Source organism: Methanobrevibacter sp. AbM4 (genome assembly GCF_000404165.1).
Taxonomy (GTDB): domain Archaea; phylum Methanobacteriota; class Methanobacteria; order Methanobacteriales; family Methanobacteriaceae; genus Methanarmilla; species Methanarmilla boviskoreani.
In genome coordinates this window covers 1,779,941-1,800,155 of sequence record NC_021355.1, presented here as the reverse complement: position 1 = coordinate 1,800,155, position 20,215 = coordinate 1,779,941, and the positions used below count along the sequence as shown (strand labels likewise).

Annotated in this window: 18 protein-coding genes; 8 read left to right on the top strand and 10 right to left on the bottom strand. The window is 28.9% G+C overall.

From position 1 onward, the window contains the following. Positions 1-296 precede the first annotated feature (296 nt). Positions 297-2,204, bottom strand: coding sequence for a beta-CASP ribonuclease aCPSF1 (locus ABM4_RS07710; RefSeq protein ID WP_016359116.1), 1,908 nt, complete (start codon positions 2,202-2,204; stop codon positions 297-299). Positions 2,205-2,533: 329 nt separating this feature from the next. After that, positions 2,534-3,160 (bottom strand): archaeal proteasome endopeptidase complex subunit beta, encoded by a 627-nt coding sequence (psmB, locus tag ABM4_RS07705; RefSeq protein WP_016359115.1) that lies wholly within the window; start codon positions 3,158-3,160, stop codon positions 2,534-2,536. A 707-nt stretch (positions 3,161-3,867) separates the two neighbouring features. On the opposite strand from psmB, the gene ABM4_RS07700 reads away from it, so the two are divergent. Further along, the gene (locus ABM4_RS07700) at positions 3,868-4,623 is read left to right on the top strand and encodes a class I SAM-dependent methyltransferase family protein (protein WP_016359114.1); all 756 of its coding nucleotides are present in this window, start codon (positions 3,868-3,870) and stop codon (positions 4,621-4,623) included. Positions 4,624-4,643: 20 nt separating this feature from the next. Here the strand turns inward: ABM4_RS07700 and cofG are convergent, their stop codons facing one another. From cofG to ABM4_RS07675, 5 genes are all read right to left on the bottom strand, one after another. Next, positions 4,644-5,783: a 7,8-didemethyl-8-hydroxy-5-deazariboflavin synthase subunit CofG gene (gene cofG / locus ABM4_RS07695; protein WP_016359113.1), complete on the bottom strand. Its 1,140-nt coding sequence runs from the start codon at positions 5,781-5,783 to the stop codon at positions 4,644-4,646. Between the two features lie 315 nt (positions 5,784-6,098). Further along, a complete protein-coding gene (locus ABM4_RS07690; RefSeq protein ID WP_016359112.1) occupies positions 6,099-6,542 on the bottom strand; it encodes a DUF2120 domain-containing protein in 444 nt (147 codons plus the stop codon). Positions 6,543-6,625: 83 nt separating this feature from the next. Continuing rightward, the gene (gene mptA / locus ABM4_RS07685) at positions 6,626-7,561 is read right to left on the bottom strand and encodes a GTP cyclohydrolase MptA (protein ID WP_016359111.1); all 936 of its coding nucleotides are present in this window, start codon (positions 7,559-7,561) and stop codon (positions 6,626-6,628) included. A gap of 216 nt (positions 7,562-7,777) precedes the next feature. After that, a complete protein-coding gene (locus tag ABM4_RS07680; protein ID WP_016359110.1) occupies positions 7,778-8,254 on the bottom strand; it encodes an Lrp/AsnC family transcriptional regulator in 477 nt (158 codons plus the stop codon). Positions 8,255-8,999: 745 nt separating this feature from the next. Beyond that, complete coding sequence (locus ABM4_RS07675; protein WP_016359109.1) at positions 9,000-10,196, bottom strand: tRNA (guanine(10)-N(2))-dimethyltransferase; 1,197 nt, start codon at positions 10,194-10,196, stop codon at positions 9,000-9,002. 265 nt (positions 10,197-10,461) lie between these two features. On the opposite strand from ABM4_RS07675, the gene ABM4_RS07670 reads away from it, so the two are divergent. The 4 genes from ABM4_RS07670 to ABM4_RS07655 all read left to right on the top strand — a co-directional run bounded on the left by ABM4_RS07670 (position 10,462) and on the right by ABM4_RS07655 (position 14,116). Then, on the top strand, positions 10,462-11,559 hold the full coding sequence (locus ABM4_RS07670; RefSeq protein ID WP_016359108.1) for a DegT/DnrJ/EryC1/StrS aminotransferase family protein: 1,098 nt from the start codon (positions 10,462-10,464) through the stop codon (positions 11,557-11,559). A 204-nt stretch (positions 11,560-11,763) separates the two neighbouring features. Beyond that, the gene (locus ABM4_RS07665; protein WP_016359107.1) at positions 11,764-12,621 is read left to right on the top strand and encodes a TIGR00269 family protein; all 858 of its coding nucleotides are present in this window, start codon (positions 11,764-11,766) and stop codon (positions 12,619-12,621) included. Between the two features lie 425 nt (positions 12,622-13,046). Beyond that, the gene (locus tag ABM4_RS07660) at positions 13,047-13,862 is read left to right on the top strand and encodes an N-acyl homoserine lactonase family protein (protein WP_016359106.1); all 816 of its coding nucleotides are present in this window, start codon (positions 13,047-13,049) and stop codon (positions 13,860-13,862) included. 8 nt (positions 13,863-13,870) lie between these two features. After that, positions 13,871-14,116: a hypothetical protein gene (locus ABM4_RS07655; RefSeq protein WP_016359105.1), complete on the top strand. Its 246-nt coding sequence runs from the start codon at positions 13,871-13,873 to the stop codon at positions 14,114-14,116. Between the two features lie 228 nt (positions 14,117-14,344). Here ABM4_RS07655 and ABM4_RS07650 read toward each other — a convergent pair whose 3' ends face one another. The 3 genes from ABM4_RS07650 to ABM4_RS07640 form a co-directional block, all read right to left on the bottom strand. Further along, positions 14,345-15,700, bottom strand: coding sequence for a hemolysin family protein (locus ABM4_RS07650; protein WP_016359104.1), 1,356 nt, complete (start codon positions 15,698-15,700; stop codon positions 14,345-14,347). A gap of 45 nt (positions 15,701-15,745) precedes the next feature. Then, the gene (locus ABM4_RS07645; RefSeq protein ID WP_016359103.1) at positions 15,746-15,964 is read right to left on the bottom strand and encodes a DUF1922 domain-containing protein; all 219 of its coding nucleotides are present in this window, start codon (positions 15,962-15,964) and stop codon (positions 15,746-15,748) included. 206 nt (positions 15,965-16,170) lie between these two features. Continuing rightward, positions 16,171-17,343, bottom strand: coding sequence for a TraB/GumN family protein (locus ABM4_RS07640; RefSeq protein WP_016359102.1), 1,173 nt, complete (start codon positions 17,341-17,343; stop codon positions 16,171-16,173). Positions 17,344-17,599: 256 nt separating this feature from the next. Here ABM4_RS07640 and comB point away from each other — a divergent pair, with 256 nt between their 5' ends. The 3 genes from comB (at position 17,600) to ABM4_RS07625 (ending at position 20,103) form a co-directional block, all read left to right on the top strand. Further along, entirely contained in the window at positions 17,600-18,298 is a 699-nt protein-coding gene (gene comB / locus ABM4_RS07635; RefSeq protein ID WP_016359101.1) for a 2-phosphosulfolactate phosphatase, read from the top strand. A gap of 238 nt (positions 18,299-18,536) precedes the next feature. Beyond that, entirely contained in the window at positions 18,537-19,088 is a 552-nt protein-coding gene (locus ABM4_RS07630; protein ID WP_016359100.1) for a hypothetical protein, read from the top strand. Between the two features lie 97 nt (positions 19,089-19,185). After that, on the top strand, positions 19,186-20,103 hold the full coding sequence (locus tag ABM4_RS07625) for a methanogenesis marker 7 protein (RefSeq protein ID WP_016359099.1): 918 nt from the start codon (positions 19,186-19,188) through the stop codon (positions 20,101-20,103). Positions 20,104-20,215: the final 112 nt, after the last annotated feature.

Sequence of the window (20,215 nt, the reverse complement as noted above, 5' to 3'; positions counted from 1 at the left end):
TTTAAAGTTTTTTTAAATTTTTATTATAGATTTATTAATTAAAATAATATTTTTATTAAAAAAATTTCAAAAATTAGATATTAGTTAGATTTCATATATTTTTTTAGATTTTTTAAAAATAATGGTTAATTTAAATATATTTTTGTATTTGATTGTTATCTTGTAAAATTTATTTGTAAAATAAGTTTTTAATATTGTTAAATATTTTTTTTAATTCTGTCTAAAAATAAGGTATAAGTATTTTAAATAATTTAAAATACTTACCGTGTTTATCTATTTTTTTAAAGAGAAAAACTTTATTGAATTCTAGTACATTCAAGGTTTAATGGGGTTTTAGTTTCCATTTTGTAACTTCTATGAATACTACTTGCTAGGTCCACTGTTTTATATGGATCTCCATGGCAGACTATAATCTTTTCAGGTCTTGGACTTAACCTTTTAACATATTCCATTAATTGACGTCTGTTGGAGTGACCACTGAATCCGCTAATTGTTTCGATTTCCATTTTTACGTTAAATACCTTGGTTTTATTATTAACTTCAAGAGGTATTTCTTTGTATCCTTTTTGGATTCTTTTACCTAGTGAGCCTTCAGCTTGGTAACCTACAAAGATTAAAGTATTCTTCTCATCCTCACATAGGCATTTAAAGTATTCGACTGAGTTTCCTCCAGTTAACATACCTGAGGTTGAAAGAATGATACATGGATCTCCTTCAACAATGTCTTTTCTTTGATCTGGGTTGTTTACTTTAATAAATGAATCAGAAACAAATGGATTTCTTCCCATATGGAAGATTTGGTCTCTTAAGTCTTTACTTAAATATTCTGGTCTTGCAGTGTGTATTGCAGTTGCTTCCCAAATCATACCATCAATATATATCGGTACCTCATCTATTAATCCGTGGCGCATGTATTCTTCAAGTACAATCATTAACTCCTGTGCCCTTCCAACAGCAAATACCGGAACTAAAACCTTTCCTCCACGTTTTAAGGTAAGGTAGATATATTTCATCATCTGTTTTTCTGCCTCGTTTCTTGATGGGTGAATATCGTCACGGCCACCATATGTACTTTCCATGACTATGGTTTCAGCCCTTGGGAATCTGGTAGTTGCAGGTTCTAACAATCTACTTCTTTCATATTTGAAATCTCCAGTATATACAAGGTTGTGTTGACCATCTCCAATATGCATATGGCACATTGCAGAACCTAAGATATGTCCTGCATTATGTAAGGTTAATCTTATATCTGGGGAAATATCTGTTACCTCTCCATAATCTAATGTAATGGTATGTTTGATACATTTTTGAACATGTTTTACATTAAATGGCAATGGATGGTCTTCCCTGTGGGCAATATCAATGTGGTCCATTTGAAGTAAAGTCATTAAATCCCTTGTAGGGGTGGTACAATAAACAGGACCTTCATATCCGTAATGGTATAGGTATGGTAGGAATCCAACATGGTCCAAGTGGGCATGTGATATGACTACTGCATCCAAATCTTGAATTGAAAATTCAGGTACATTTAAATATGGGTATGCATTTTTATCCTCGTTAGCAGCTACATTTACTCCACAATCTAATAAAACTCTACTATTTGGAGTTTGAAGTAACATACAGGATCTTCCTACCTCTTTAAATCCGCCCATTGAGGTTAGCCTTGCCCAATCATTTTCATATTTTGGAGGTTGATGGATTCTTTCACCAAGATTTACCAAGAATTTCTTCCTTTCTTTGCTGCTATTTTTCATAGTGTTTCTGATTCTTCCAATGATTTCTGAGGATATTGGAGGGGTTCTTAATATTTTTGGTGCCCATCCTGTCTGTTTTACAATCTCTCTTGAGGTCACACCATATTTTCCAATGACTAAACCTGGTTTCATTGCTTCAATGATGACCTCACAGGTCACATCATCAAATGAAATGTCTGAAATTTGTGCATCTTCAGGTACAATTTCATGAACTTTGTTGATGGTTTCCTCAGGATCTAGTAAAACGCTTTTATCAGATCGAATGATAATCCTTTTTCTAATGTCTTTCGCTAAATTACGGATTAAATCTCCATTTTCAGTTATTATTTCCGGATTTTTTGTGTAAATAACAAGTTCTGGACCTTCAAACTCAACTTTAGCTACTTGAACTCTCTCAGGTAACCTGTCCATTATTGTTTTCTTTGTTTCTTCTAGTATTTTTGAAGTCATATAATCACTTCTTTAAAAAAATAGATTTTTATTAACTTACCATGTAAAAATTAGTTTTTCTTCTTTTATTCTAGTTAATTACTTATCATTAACCTTAAAATTCAGTTTGTTTTATAATTTAATAATCATTTTACTATAGTTAATCTTATAGCAAGTGGCCATAGAATCTATATGTAAAATTTAATTTTTCTTTAAAATTGTAAATTTTAAAAAATTTAAAGACATTTAATAAGTTAAGTCTTTATAATTTAGTTAAAAAATTAAGAGATGAATATAAAAAATATATTCTAAATTATTTTTAAAAACAAGTTAAAATAAAAAAATAAAAATTAGTTATTGATTTTAGCTAATTTTGATTCTATTATTTCTTTATCTAACATTTTGAATCCTTCGTCATCTTTAACTGTAGCAACTAAGAATCCATTTCCAGAGTAAACATCACGTTCGGTTGCAGCAGAAATTGCTCTTAATGCAAGTTCAATTCCTTCCTCAACAGTTAAATCTTCGGTGTATCTATCTTCTAATACACCATATGCAAAGATAGAACCTGATCCAGTGGAAATACATTTATCTTTAATTACTCCACCTGCAGCATCAAGTGAGTAAATTGAAGCTCCATCCTCATCTACTCCACCAAGTAAGATTTGTACTCCTCTAGGTTGGGAACGTAAAATATTTCCAGTTAAGTTAGCAGCTGCATCAATGCTCATATCCTCTCCATTTCTTAAATTGTATAAGGAGACTTCAGCACTCATAACTTTCATTAGGTTTTGTGCATCACCAACACTTCCAGCAATGGTTGCTGCTATGTTATCATCAATTTTGAATATTTTTTCTGCTACTTTGTGTGCTACTAAGCTTCCCATGGTAGCTCTTCTTTCAGAAGCAAAAACAATACCATCTTTACAAGTAATACCAACAGTAGTGGTACCTTTTACAACTTTATCATCTTCCATGTAAACACCTCGTTTAATCACATGTAATGAATTGTATTTAATAAATATAACATCTAATTAAAATTAATTCTTAATATTCAAATATCTCTCATTAAAGCACTTTTTAAAAATTTATTAAATTAATATAAAACTAATCTTTAAAATAAATCATTTATATATTAATTTAGTAAAAATATTAAATTTCTATCTAAATGAAAAATATATTAATTAAAATAAAATCAGATTATTTAAGTATAACTTAACTAATTACACTATGTTTTTAACATATATAATAGTTTCGTTTTTATTTTTTAATAAGTTCTTTAATTAATATTATTGATTTGTATTTTTTATTATGCTATTTATAATTAATTGAATAAACCTATTAAATCTTATCTAATAATTTATTTTAATATTTATATGCAATTGAATTCTTCATTATAATTTCCTGATATTGGATTTTAATATTTAATATAATAATCCTGCAATTAATTTTTATTATACCTTTTTAATATTAAACTTTAATATTAGTTTTAATTAAAACTTAATATAATTATCTAATATATTTTATTGACTTTATTAGGTAGTTTTTTAATATTTTTCTTAAATAAATAATATTAAGATTGAACTTTAATTAAAGACATATCTGTTAAATTACAATTTTTATTTTCAGTTAAAAATTCATATATTTAGATATATAAATATTTCTTTTTAAATTGGTAATTATTATGAAATGGAAGATTATTGGTAAAATTTTAATCTTAGATAATGACTATGATGATTTATCTAAGAGTCACTTAGAAAGTTTAAGGGATAAATTCCACGTTAAATCAATTGTTAAAATTGATCATATAGAAGGAAGTTTAAGAGAGCCAAAAACAGAAATATTGTTGGGGGATAGTACTGAGACAATTCATAAGGAAAATGGCTGTTATTTTAAATTGGATCTATCTAAGGTTATGTGGGCTAAAGGAAATACTAACGAGAGGATGAGAATTGCAAAATTAGTTAAAGATGATGAGGTTGTAATGGATATGTTTGCAGGTATCGGATACTTTTCAATCCCCATAGGTGTTCATGCTAATCCTCGAAAAGTATATTCGATAGAGTTAAATCCTAATTCCTATGAGTTTTTAAAGACAAATATTGAATTGAACAAGATTAATCAAAAAGCGGGATATGAAAAGATGGTGCCTATTTTAGGTGACTGTCGTTTTGAAGCTCCTAAATATAAAGCGGATAGGATATTGATGGGATATGTTAAAATAACACACGAATTCTTACCGGCGGCTATAGGCTCCTTAAATCCCGGTGGAATTATTCATTATCATGAAACTGTTCCAGAAAAACTAATGTATACAAGACCTGTTGACAGGATCAAAGAGGCAGCAGGAGACCGGGAAGTTAATGTATTGAATTTTACAAAGGTTAAAAAATATTCTCCCGGTGTTATGCATATTGTTGTAGATGCTCAAATCGAGTAATAAGTCTACCTAAATAACCTTTAAGAATTGTCTATCCTATTTTGTAGTTCTATTGCATGATTTAATGTTAAGCCATCAAGGTAATCCTCGTTTATATATTTTTTATAAACTGCTAACCTTTCCTTAAGTGTGTTTCCGCAATCTACAGTTAATCTATTTAAATGTTCTAATGTTGGCCATGGTGATGTCGGATTTACATAGTCCTCAGTAAGAGGTGATACTCCACCCCAGTCATCAGCTCCACTTAATAAAAATACCTGTGCAGTTTCATAATTAAGGTTTGGAGGAACCTGGATAGATACATCATCAAATAATAGTTTTCCAAGACATACGGTTCTAATCATGTCCAATAATGTAGGTTCCGTATAGTCTTCCATTTCCATCCCCGGAGCCCTTGTAAAGTTTTGAATAATAATCTCCTGGATATGTCCATATTTTTCTTGAATTTTTTTAATTGTAAGTAATGAATCAACTACCTCCTCTTTGGTCTCTCCAATACCAATTAAAATCCCTGTTGTATATGGTATCTTTAATTTACCTGCATTTGTAATAGTTTCTATTCTACGTTTAGGTAGTTTTCCAGGACTTTTTTTATGGGCTATTGTTTTCATTAATCTTTTGGAGGAATTTTCTAACATTAGTCCCATAGAAACATTGACCTCTTTAAGTTTTTTCATCTGCCTATAGGTCATGTTTCCACAGTTTGTATGTGGCAGTAACTGTGTATTTTCAAGTGTTGACTTTGAAAAATCATAAGTATAGTCAATAATATTTGAATAACCAAGTTTATCCAATGCTATTTTCACTGCTTCTTCCTCATCGGCATCTTCACCGAATGTAAATAATGCCTCTTTACAATCATATCTTTCACTTTCTTTTAAGGTTTTCAATATTTCCTCTGGTTTTTTAAGTATGATTGCATCGGGATCATTTGGCGTTTTCTTAAAATTACAGTATCCACAGTCATTTTTACAGATTTCTGTAACTGGTATAAAAACATTTTTGGAGTAGGTAACTTCTGTCTCTTCTTTTTTTGAATTAGCTAATTTCATTAAATCATTCACGTCTTGACCTTCACATGTAATTAAATCTAGTAGGTCTTCTTTTGATAAATCAGCTATTGTAATTTTTCCATTACTTAAATTATCTATAATTTCCATAAAAATCATTAATATTATTTATTATTATAAAATTAGTCAATAATTAAAAATATATTTTATTATTTTAATCGTTTAACTTGGTACTTTTTAAAAGGTTTGATTTAATTATATTAGGATGTTTAATTTAAGTTCCATTAAGATTAGTTAATTTTTAAATTAATATTTAATTTTTAATTAATTAATAAAAAACAGTAGTGAAAAATTTAGTTAATTTTTATGTAATAGTTTTTGGAATTAATAAAAAAGTAGTGAAAAAATTAGTTAAATGAAAATAAAAGATAAGAAAGATTTAAAATTAAATTTAAAGGATATTATTTAAACATATTCATCTGATATGGTTGTTTCAATAAAACATGGGCCATTATTGTTTTTGTCCTTCCACAATACAACGAATACATCGGCATGTTCCATTCTAAAAAGTCTGTATTTTACAGTTAATCCCATTTGCTCCAAATCATGGGCCATCCTTATAACACCATTAGAATCTGCAGTTTCATTTATTTTTACAGTTGTTCTTACCTGTTCGTCCATTTTGTTAATGATTTTTCCTGCCTCATCAGAGACTACGTTGACTTCCCTACCGTTTAATTCCTTTACTAAATTATCAAGCTTTTCATCAACCTCATTATGAATATCAATGTTTCCTTGACAAACAGATCTAACAACTAATAGTTCACCATTATCTAATGCTGGTCTAGAGCCTTTAAATGAATTAAATTCTCCCATTACTCTTCCTGCAATTTTATGTAAATGTGACATTTTATCCCTTAAAATCTTTTTTAAATAAAAAATTAATTGGAATTAATAATATAAATTAAATGGATTAGATTCAAATTCAGAATCTAAACTTTCATTTCTTCTTTTAATTCTGCCATTGTAGATGTTTTTTCTGCAAATGCGTCATGTCTGTGAATACTTTCCTTATTTAACTGACTTATGGTTATAACAGTATCATCTGGTAAGTATGCAAATTCGTCAATGATCTTTTCAACCATATTCCTTACACAGTCTTCTACAAATACTGGTTTCTTATGAGCATTCATTACAGTAGCATTTTCATCTGGACGTTTCAATAGTCCGCAAACAGGTGAACTCATTGATTGCTCTATAATTTCAATGATCTTGTCTGCATTGACTTTCTGATTTTCAGGAACTTCTATAAGTATTGTTCCAACACCTCTTTGATTGTGTGATGCAAATGTTACGGTGTTTAATACTTTCTCGGTAGTTTCCTCATCTAAGAATTCAAGCAATTTTCTTTTATCTGCTTCTTTAACAGATTCCTGTGCACAAGGACATACAGTCATTCCAACTACTTCTGCACCAATACTTTTACGTATTTTTACTTCCTCTCCTTCTCTTATTCCAACTGCTTTAGCAATTAGTTTACCCATTTCCTGGGAGTTTTTATGAGTGACAGGTGATTTTCTATTAAACATATAATCACTTGTCATATTGACTTCCACCCTTTTAGCATATTCGTGTTTGGTCATCATTTTACTTACGATTTCAGCACAAATAGACTCAACCTCAACAGCTACACTGTTGGTAGCTTCTTCCATAACTTCACTAATTGCCTCTGGAGTTCTAGACATGTGGATACCTTTTTGATCACTAGGTAAATCTACATATGCATCGAAAGTTGGTATTAATACGATTGGTCTTTTACCTTCTCTATGTAATGTTAATAATTTTTTAACTCCTTTAACTCCTACTCTTGATAAAGATATAGGAACATTTGGTTCATGATCTTGTGTATCTGGAAAACAGTCTGCCATAATTTACCTTCTTTTTCTATTTTTAAATAAGTCTATATTTTTTTTATTTTAAATTATATATAAGTTTATCCTTATTAAAATAAGTAAAAATTTATAAATTGTTTAAAAAAAGTAGTTTTTTAAAATCAATAAGTAAGATTAAGGTATATTTTCTACTTAATCTCATAAAATGTTTCAGTTTTAATTAATAAATTAATATAAAAAATTTATGTTAATCTAGAGAATGTTTGCAGAACCCATATCTTCTTTAACAACATTTAACACTGTCTGTGTATAGGTTCTTTCTACTCCCGGTTCTTTTAACATATTTTTAATAAATGCATCTAGTTCATCGGTGTCTCTGAATTTTGCAATAAGGAAAGTATCATATTCACCTGTAACATCATAGATACCTACAACGTTTTTGTTAAATGAAATCTTTTCCTCAAAGTTCTCAAGTTTTCCACCTTTAACCTTAACACCAATTATGCTGGTAAGTACAAAACCTAACTTTCTGTGGTTAATTACCGGTGAGAATTTTTCAATTACTCCACTTTTAACCATCTTTTCAATACGATTATGTACAGTACCTACTGAAATATTTAAATCCCTTGAGATTTGTCTGTAAGATACTCTTACATCTTCGTTAATGATTTTTAAAATTTTTTTATCTGTTTCATCTAATTTGACTATTTCTGTTTCTTTTTTATTCATTTCCAACCTTCTATTTAAAAAAAATAAATTTTTAAATATAGTTCATTAATTTTATTTAGATTCATTAAGTTTATAAATTTTTCTTTCTTTTTCTAAACTTTTTGTAATTTCTTTATAATTTTATTAAATTATTTATTTTAAGTTAAACATTATTTAAAATAATTTTATTTTTTTAAGATAAATCCTTTTAAAATGGATTTATTTTCTTTTATTTTATTGTTTTAATCTATTTTTTAATAAATTAAATAAGTTTCAGCTTATTTGATTTGAATCTTATGTTTCTATATTTTTTTTAAAAACCTTCTAATTAAGATATTTAAATCATTGATTCAATTTTATTTAGTAATTTAAATACCATATAATTATCCCTAAAATTATTATTTCATTAAACAAATATTGTTTTTTATCCAAATTTTGAAAACTCTTTATCTTATGATTTATCCTTATTCATTAGAATTGGTTCATTTTTGTAAGTATGTTTTTTGTTTTAATATTTGTGTGTTTTAAGATTATTGATTTATTTCTATGATTTTAAGCGTTTTTAATTATTTCGGCTATTTTAATTTATTTAAAGGTTTATTTTCCATGTTTTTTTTAGGTTATTGGTTCTTTATTTGACTTTTGTTTATGGATTTATTTTTTAATACATTGTTTCTAACGTATATGTAATGTCATCTGTAGGATTGTTTGATTCAAATGTTTTGTTTTAAAATGCTTATTTTTTGAAAGGGATTTTTAAAAGGACCTATTTTCCAATACTTAATTTCTTAACAGAATTTCTTATCTCCTCAATAGGTGCATCTGTTTTAATGCTGGTTGGTGAGAAATGGGTTCTTTTTGCATAATAATTCTTTTTATTTAAGTCATCCATTATCTTGTCAATCTTAGGAGCACTAATTTTAAGACATCTTGATACTTCATGTATGTCATAAGAGCTAGGATTACATTCTGCCTCATTTAAACATTTTTCAAGTAAGGATCTTATTTCGTCCTTGGTATTCAACTCTTTTACATCAAGTAATCCTAACATTTCCCTTATAAAATCCTTATCCTCAATTTTTCCAAGCCACATTGGCCCTGCATGAACCATTTTCTCTCCACAAACAGGGCATCTGTCTATGGTACTTGATCCTAATCCATAGGAAAATTCCCTGTTTAAACAGTTTTTACAATGTGAAATGTAACCTATATTTTCCAGGGATTCGTCTGTTGCTTTGGAGCCTTTTTTAATTTCCATGTATATTCTCATATAATGTTCAGTACTATGGGATAGCTTGATGTCAATGTATTTCTTGTATTTGGCAAAGGTTAAAGCTGTAAAACCTGCAAGTATTCTAATACCGTTTTCATGGCAATATTCGCTTTTGTATGGTTTTGCATTATATTTACGTATACATGGTGCTTTGTATGTTCCACATAATGCGGAGGTGTCTGTTGCAGTAAGACATAATAGACTGTTTCTTTTTATTGATGCAGCTACGGAATCAACGAAAAAACTAGGGGTTCCAAATGGGTCAATGTCAACAACATCAAATTCCCCTCTGGTCATCCTTAAAAAGTTATTCGCCTCATGTGAGAATATTTCGAAATTGTCCTCTTTAATATCAATATTGTTATGTAGTGCATTGATTTTAGTAAATTCATTTGCAAGAGGATTAATATCATTTACAGCAACATTTCCAATATTGTCTATTTCTTTTTTATATCGAATTCCCCTAATTCCACTTCCTCCAAATACATCTGCGACGTTTATCCTCTGTGATAATTCTTTCTGGAATGTTTGAATGGCAAGAATGGAAATGTCTCTGTTTAATTCCATTTTTGGATTATAGAAAACTGGAGCATCAGAGGATACTTTGTCAAATTCCGGAAATTTGATTTCGGTTAATCCTTCCTTAACGGTTTTTAGGTTCTCCTTATCATATGTAATTTTTTCACTCATTGTATTTCCCTTTGAAATGTGTTTATATTAAAACTTGATTAAAAACTCTTTAAAACATTGTTATATAGAAAATTTTAAGGTTATAAATAATAAATATTTCTTTTTGATTACTATCTATGGTTAATTTAGATTTAAAATATTCAACCATATTTTATTATAAAATTGGATAAACAATTTGATTTATATATTATCTTATTTATAAATTATATTAGGATATTTTATTAATTAAATTTATAGACTAATTTAATCCTTACTTGGTGATTTTATGGTTAAGATTAATATTGCTAAACCGATTATTGAACAAGAAGAAATTGATAATGTAGTAGAAGTTTTAAAATCAGGAATGATTGCACAAGGTCCAAAAGTATCAGAATTTGAAGAGAAATTTGCACAATGGATTGGTACTAAATATGGTATTTCAACTAGTTCCGGAACTACTGCATTACATACTGCTTTACTTGCATGTGGTATTGGTGAAGGTGACGAGGTAATTACTGTAGGTTTTACTTTTGCTGCAACCTCTAATTCTGTATTATATACTGGAGCTAGACCTGTATTTGTGGATATTGATGAAGATACATTTACTATGGATCCTTCAAAGATTGAGGATGCCATTACAGATAAGACAAAAGCTATTTTAGTTGTACAGTTATATGGTCAATCCGCGGATATGGATCCTATTTTAGACATCGCTCATAAACACAATTTACTTGTAATTGAAGATGCTGCACAGGCACATGGTGCTGAATATAAATGTAGGAAAGTAGGAACTCTTGGGGATGTAGCTTGTTTCAGTTTTTATCCAACTAAAAACATGACCACTGGTGAAGGTGGTATGATTACTACTGATAATGAGGAAATTGCTAATATGGCTAGAATATATAGGGCACATGGTTCTTCTGTAAAATACCATCATGATTATCTAGGTTACAACTTCAGATCCACCGATATTGCTGCAGCAATAGGTCTTGCTCAACTTAAAAAAATAGATTCATTTAATGATAAAAGAAATGAAAATGCAAGTTATTTAACCGATGGTCTTAAAGATGTTAAAGGTGTTGTTCCTCCTGTTGTAAAAGAAGGTAATAAACATGTATTCCATCAATACACCATTAAGGTAGATGGCGATAGGGACAAATGGTTAGATTTCTTAAATGAAAAAGGTATTGGCTGTGGAGTATATTATCCTATCCCATTATACAACCAGAAATTATACAAGGATTTAGGATACAATCAATCCTGTCCTGTAACTGATAAAATAGTTGATGAAGTAATTTCTTTACCGGTACATCCTAGTTTAACTAAAGATGAATTGGATACAATCATTTCAGTTGTAAAAGAAGGTTCAGAGAAATTCTGCTAAAATCAAATCTTCTTTTTTATCTTTCTTTTAGAAATTTTTTTGACTCTTTTTTATCTAAACTATTTTTCATTACTCTCTTTTTTTTAGTATGGCTATTTTAAAACAATCGATTCTATAAGTTGAAAATATCGAATCTTATCTTCCTGGAGTAATTGGTTTATAAAATAATTAATTTTATAAATTTTAAAAATTAACTTTTATAATATGGTAAAAGTAGATAAGGATATGTTTAATCAAGAAATATTTACCCGTATTAACAATTTAATTAATGATTATAATTTGATTAGGGACGGAGAAAAAATTGCAGTTGCATTATCCGGTGGAAAGGATAGTGTCTTAACATTACATGCATTAAGTCGTTTTAAGGAAGATTCCAATATTGATTTTGATCTTGTAGCTATTTCAGTTGATGAGGGTATTGAAGGTTATAGACAATCTGGAATTGATGCGGCGATAAGTAATGCAGAACTTTGTAATGTTCGGCTTATTCAGAAATCATTTAAAGAAACATTTGACTATAATTTAGATGATATTTACTCTAATTTTAAAAGTGCATGTATTCCTTGCGGTGTTTTTAGACGTTATATATTGAATAAAACAGCATACGAAGTAGGTGCAGATAAAATAGCCACTGGACATAATCTTGATGATGAAATTCAATCCTTTTTAATGAGTTTTGCAAGGGGAGATACTCTCAAATTCTCTAAATTTGGTCCGGAACTTAAACAAATACATCCTAAACTTATTCCCCGTATAAAGCCACTATGGAATACACCTGAGAAAGAGGTGGGTATGTGGGCAATAATTAATGATATTGATGTTCATCTTGCAGAATGTCCTTATTCTTCTTTATCTTTACGTTCAAAGATTAAAGGATTCTTGAATAAAGCAGAAGATGAAAATTCTGGAATTAAGGAGAATATCTTATCCTCTTTTATTAAAACACTAAATGTTACAGAGGAAAGTCCAAGATTATATGAATGCCAACATTGTGGCGAGCCAACATCATCAGATGTCTGTAAGGCCTGTGAAATTTTAGATTTATTAAATGAATCTAATTAGTTTTTAATCTTTGTAAATTATTGATTTACTATTTAAAAATTGTTTTTTTTTTAAACATGTAAATATTAATATTAATTTATTAATTAAAAATGGTTTCTTTTTAAAGAGGTAAATATTAATTTGCTGATTAAAATGGGTTTTGTATTTTTTTAAAACATTTATAATTGGTGTTTTATTGGTTTATTATTTTTTTTTATAACTAATCGGATTTTTTATAAAATGAGTTATTGTTTGATTGAATCTCTCTATTAAAAAACTTGATTAATTAGTTAAAAAATATTCCATATTTTTATTTTATCTTATTTTATTTTGATGATTTTTTCTCTTTTTTAATTTTATTAAATTTAATCTAATAATCAAATAGATTAGTATTTATTTATTAATTAACAAATACTAATTTAAAATTTGTAGTTTTAGGGATTATAATGGAAGATAAAATTAAGATTCATGTTTTGAATACAGGTTATGTGGAAGTAGATGAGGCTTTAGCTTTTAAAGATAAGTCCTATAATCCAATTGCATATACTGGTTTATTTAGATCAAATAAGCATAAAGTTAAAGTTCCTGTTTTTTCTTATTTAATAGAACATCCTAAGGGTAATGTTTTAGTTGATACTGGATGGTCTGTAGCATCTAGGGAGGATTATAAATCTCATTTGCCTTTAAAGGGTTATATTGCAAGTAAACCTATACTCCCATCTGGTGAGAATATTGCAGAACAACTAGACAAATTGGGAATTGATAAATTACAGTTTTTAATCTTAACCCATATGCATGTTGATCATGTTGATGGAATAAGGGATGTTCAGGACAGGGCTGAATTCATTCTTGTTTCAAGGGATGAATTAAAAGCAGCTAATAAAGGGGGAGGACGTTATATAAAGGAACTTTGGAAAGATACAATCTTTGATAGGTTTGATTGGAATGGTGAGATGGGACCTTACTTTAAATCTTATGATGTTTTCCGTGATGGTAAAATCAATTTAATTTATCTTCCAGGACATACTGCAGGTTCAACTGGTGTTTTAATAAAAAACAATGGTAAGTTTGTATTAATTACTGGTGATGCAGCTTATGCCCATGCATCTTGGGAAAATCTTGAATTACCTGGGATTATAAATGATAAGGTTCGAACTTTAAGATGTTTAAAATGGATTCAAAAATTATCTAAAGCGGATAATTGTGTTGAGATATTGGCTTCTCATGATCCTGAAGTGAAACCTCATATAATTGAGATTTAGGTGTGTTTATGGATAAAGATAAATTAAAATATATTTCTTTATTAATTGTTCTAATGGTTTTATTTGTAATATCCATAGTGAATTTTAACTATAATATTCATAATTATGATATTATTTTAGATATTGTAATTGTAGCTATTTTTATATATGCTTTATATGATTACTTTAATACCAAAGATGAAAGAGCTTTAAGAAAAGAAAAAATTGAAAAGAACAAATATAAGGGTTCTAAAAATATTAAATCAAAAAAATAGTTCAAATCTTTTTTTTTAAATTTATATGGGGGTTCTAAAAGTATTAAATCAGAAAGGCAACTTTTAAATTTTATTCTTTTTTTTAATTTCAATTTTAATTTTGTTTTGGATTATATCATATATTATTTATTAAATATTGAAAATTAGTTTGCCCTATATTATTGGGGCTTTTAAATTATTGAATTTAAATATAAATGTTTAAGTATAAAAAATAGTAAATAAAGAAGATTATTCCTCATCATTATCTTCTTTATCGTTTTCCTCTGTATCCTCTTTTTCTTTTGGTTCTACAATATTTATGAGAATTTTATCGATTTGGTTTCCATCCATTCTTAATATTTCGAAACAGAATTTATCCCATGTAAATGTTTCTCCGTCTGTAGGGATTTTTTCAAGATATCCTAATATGAAACCTGCAATGGTTGAGAAATTATCCTCCTCTTCATTAGGTAACTCCTGGTCTGTAATATTAAAGATTTCTTTAAATCTATCAATTGTAATTCTACCGTCCATTAACCATGAATGGTCTTTAAGTTCAATAGCTTTCGGATCATCCATCTCATCAATACCTGGTATATCTCCAACAATCCCTTCAAGTAAATCATTTAAGGTAATTAAACCAAGAACTGTACCGAACTCGTCTACAACAAGGGCCATATGGACGTAATGTTGATTTTGTTTGAATTTAGTTAATAATTCCATGGATAAAAGATTATCTGGAACTACTAAAGGATTTTTAAGTTCTTTTTTTAGGTCTAGTTTTCTACCGTTAAATAATGAACCCAATAAATCTTTAGCTTGTACTACTCCAATAAAGTCATCAAGTTCTCCTGAGGCTACCGGAAATATTGAACGTTTACTCTCAATGATTTTCGCTTTGTTCTCTTTATCGCTGTCTTCAAGATCCAACCATACAATCTCGTTTCTTGGTGTCATAATCATATCTACTTTTTGAGCATCAAGACGGAAGACCCTTTGAATAATGGCTTTCTCCTCTTCTTCAATATTTCCCTCTTCAATACCCTCTTCAATAAGTAAATTAACTTCTTCCTCGGTGATTTCATGTTTCTCATTACTTTTTTCACCAAGTATTCTAAGTAATAGGTTTGTTGAGTCACTTAGTAGTTTTACTATTGGTGCGGATATACGGGATAATGTTTCCATTGAACTTGCAACTTTAATGGCTATTCTTTCAGGTTTGTTGATAGCTATCTGTTTAGGTGCAATTTCACCTACAATAAGGGTGAAGTATGTTGTAATAAGTACAATTATAATGTAACTTATTGTATAAGAATATGGAATATATGGTCCAAGGTAAGCTGATAATGGACCGGCTAAGGTTGCACCACCTACTACACCTAAAATAATGTTACTTGCAGTAATTCCAATTTGGACTGTTGATAAAAAGTTTGTAGAATCTTCTAATAAATTAATAGCTGTTCTAGCACTTTTATGTCCTTCTTGCTCATATTTTAAAAGCTTATATTTTCTTGACGAAATAATAGCTAATTCCGCCATTGTTAAAATACCATTGATGATGATTAATATTATTATAATAATAATTTCGATGATTTCTGTTATCATTTCAATTCCTTTATAAAATAGTAATGATTATTTCTTAAAAATAAATTATCTTTTCAAATCATTTGCTGTCTGAAAACCTTTAAATCCGTGAATTTCTTCTTGCATGTCTTGAACTGCTTTTGATGCCTCTTCTCTTGTTGCTACCTTCTTAAATATTCTTCTTTCTTTAACTTTTAGAACTTTTCCACACACGCATTTTCTAGTAGCTTGTCCTTTTTTAGCATATAATACTCTTCCACAGTCACAACGGAAAATAAGATACATTTTTTAAATTCACCTTTTTTATCAAAGATTTTTTATTTTAAAAAATAATTATGTATATATAATATATTATTGTATTCTTATTATAAAAACTTATAAATTTTTTATTTCATACTTTCTAATATTGTCTCTCTTATTTATTTAAGTGAAATTAGTTATTTATATCTGGAACAAATGCTTCTTAGTTTATTTAATTATATTAGCTATTCTTATAATCCAAATACTTTCATTGCAAGTGGGATAAATACATTTGTAGGTAATATAAAGAAGGTTGCTATGCTTACACCTATGTCTGTTCCAATGAAAACAAGCAATATTCTAAATATGTTATTGCCCCATAAATCCCTTAGGGATTCAACTTCACCTAAATTATTAATGTCTCTTTTTCTAACAGGCCTATAATGTAATTCCACAAGTGCTGAAAACATACCTGCAGCAAGTAATGGATGCATTACTGTAAATGGAGCAACTAATCCCCCTACAATAGCTGAGGGTATCTTAGAACCTGATAAAATACTGCCTAAAAATCCCATAATGATATACACAAAGAAATATTCGAAAAGTTCATTGGTAATATTTACACCATGAATAAAAGCCAGAAAAAATATCGCAATAAATATTATTGGGATGGATGCAAGTATGATTTTTCCCCATGGTATTCCCTTGCCCTTATTTATGTCGGTTAACTCCTCATATGTCGGAATCTCCTCAGGATGATCTAGGTAATGGTTTATACCATGTTTATGTCCAGCACCTACTACTGCAATCACATTGTCTTCAGGAATGAGTGAAATGCTTCTTGCAAGATATGCGTCCCTTTCATTAACTAAAACCTCATAGACTGCAGGTGACTCCTCTTTAAAGAATTTCATTACCTCTTCAATTGTATCCTCCTGTTTTAACTCTTCGATGTCAAATTCCTCTTCCTCGTCTTCACCAATTAAAACGGCTTTGAGTGTTTCAAATACAAATCTGGCCTTTTCCCAGCTACTCATTTTATTCAATGCCCTTTGTAGGGTGGTGTTAATATCTCTATCTAAAAGTGCAATCCTGATGTTTAAATCCTCTGCAGCCTCTATAGCACCTATCATTTCAGAACCAGGTTTAACGTCAACGTCCTGACCGATCTTATTTTGAATATAACCTAAGATACTTGATGCAAAAAATATACCAACCTTATTTTCCTTAATAATCTTTCTCATGGAAATGGTATCGTCGGTTTCAATACCTTTCATCTCATTTCGAAGACGTTGATATCTTCCATAATCAAGTTCAATTCCCACTACCTCTGGCTGAACTTCATATATGGTGTTTTTTACTTCTTCAACACTATCGGCAGATACATGTGCAGTACCTATAATAGTTAAATTCTCTCTTTTCAAAATAACACTTCTTAGTAGCTTGTTAAATAAACAAAATAATATAATAAAATAGTTTTATTTGTATAATTTTTTAATAAATTTTAATATTTAATATTTATTATACTACTATTTATAAATTGATTTTTTTTAACCTTTAATAATTTATATGTTTGTTACTTAAATATCTATTTAGACTTTTTTCATTATTCTGATTTTAATTAAAATCATTATATAAACAATAAATAAAAATATTATTAATGGATTTTTTTGTGATAAAATGAAGGTAAGTTTAAGTTTTGAGAAAACCATTTCAAATGACACTTCTGTTATGATTGATGCATTAAGGGCAAGCACTACTATCACTGTTGCCTTATCTTCTTTTAAAAAGATCATCCCAGCATTTTCAAAAGAAGATGCAATCTCTAAAAGCATTAAATATGATGGAGTTTTAGCAGGTGAAAGGGAAGGTTTAAAAATAGACGGATTTGATTTGGGTAATTCTCCAGAGGATGTTTTGAAATATGAAACAGATAAGGAAAATTTTATATTGACTACTAGTAACGGTACAAGAATTCTTCAGAACATGGAAAGTCCCCGTGTTTTAATTGGGGGATTTGTTAATGGAAAGGCATGTGCTGAAAAATGTATTGAAGTAGCTGACAACCATATAGATATTGTAATGGCAGGTTGGAAAGGTAATTTCACAATTGAGGATTATCTTGCAGCTGGTTTTATAATAAGATGGCTTGATTATTATAATGAGAAGCAGGATTTAAACTGTGAATTTTCGGAATATGCGGTGTCTGCAAAATTAGCTTCTTATAATGATGAGATGGCAAATCGGGCTATATTTAACGGTTTTTCGGCTAAAAGATTAATCAATGTAGGTTCTAAAAAGGATATTGATTTTTCATTAAAAAGGGATATTTTTGATGATGTTGGTATATATGAAAATGGTACAATTACCAAGTTTTGATGAGTTTTATTATTTTATCTAAATCATATTAAAAATATTTGATTTTTTTATATTTTTTTTCAAGATTTGATTTCTAAATTGAATGAATTTATTTTAAAAATATAATTTAGATAATTCTTTTCAATTAACTATCTTGGATTATAGAAATGGATTTATGTTATCGATTTGTATGGCGATAATCTTAATGTATCTTTGAATCAATAAATAGATATGATTTTCAATTTAACGGGAGGATAATATGAAGATAGTAACAACACCAATGTGTAGGAAGGTAGTTGAACTTGGAGGAATCAGTGATTATGTGGTGAATAAACATCCCTCAAGTAAGGATGGGGATTTTGCAATCCTTTTATCAGAGAGTGGGACGGACATTGATTCATTGCCTCTAAAATTAAATACTTTTGATGAGATTTTAGATAGCATTATTGAGGTTTCAAACTTAACCTCTAAACCTCTAAGTAAAGATGAGGTAATCGATAAAATAATGGATTATAATCTAATCTATGAATGGTTTACAAATACAGGTAAGTTCTCACAGTTAAGGGAGGAAAATCATAATATTAATGTTAAGGTATTGTCTAATTTCTTAAAGGAGATTGTTGAAGATATGAATTTAAATATTGATGATTCCAATTTTGATTATTTAATTTATCCTGATTATATGGAGGATATAGAAGAAAGCAGTGATTATAAACTGGTTAAAATACCCTCTCATCATAATGTTCCAGAGGATCCTATTGAAAGGGCCGAGCTGAGATATTCCATCCTATTGAATATCGATCTTTTATAGGAATATGGAATCTTAATTATAAAATTTATTAAGTAGTAATTTAATATCTTAATATAACTATACTAATGTGTATTTTTTAAAATTGGAGATGTTTATAGTGTATGAAACCTTAACTTATTCTGGTGGAATTCATAAAAGTAATGAAATGAGGGAGCTTATTGAAGATTTAGGTGGATTTATTATACAGGAAAATGTTATCCAAATGGATCTTGTCTTGAATATGGCTGTACCAGTTGATGATGTTGACAAAATCAAAGAGAAATCTAAAGAATTATTAGGTAAATTGACCTTTGCCCCTATGGCAGGTTCTGAAATAGCTATTGTTTCACCAACATTGGCAAGACACCACTTACCACATGCGGCATGTGATATATCCGAGTATCTTAGAAGGTTCGGTGCAAAGGATAACATGATAGGTTTGGCAAGAGGTCATGGTAAGGGTACAAGCGGAATCTCACAAGAGGAAAAATATTTGATTGAGGAACATGATTTGGCTATCTTTGCCCTTGGAAGTTTCAAAGATTGTATTATTGAGAAATCATTTTTGTTTGATGATATAGACATTCCAGTAATTGTAACTGGTGCTCCGGACATTGACATTGAAGAGTTGCCAGGTGCCGATGCATATGTCGGAGGTTTAGGTAGAATTCCACGTAGACTTAAACGTGGTGAAAATATCCGCGCACTTAGAAGATTGGTTCAAACTACAGAGGATATCTTAAACCGTAAGAAAAAATACATGGCTGAAGATGCTCCTTTGGCACCTCCTGTAATGGTTAAAAACGCTATTGAAAGACAATTGCCAGAAATCAAAGATGTTCACACTCCAACTCCTATTACAACACAATTAGACGGTTTAAGGGTGAAACTAGATTATGACAAATATCATGATAAAATAGGTCAGGTTGTTGTAAACGACCAATATTTATCAGACATAGCGGATATCAATAGATCACACATGTATAATTATACCCTAGTAAAATTATATAGTGAAAGTTCTATTGTGGATAATTAATCTATTTTAAATTTTTTTAATTATCCTTTTTTATTTGACTACTTTTTTCAATCTTGAATTTCCGAATGTCTTTAAAACTTATTCCTATTGTTTTTTTATGTAAGCACTTTTT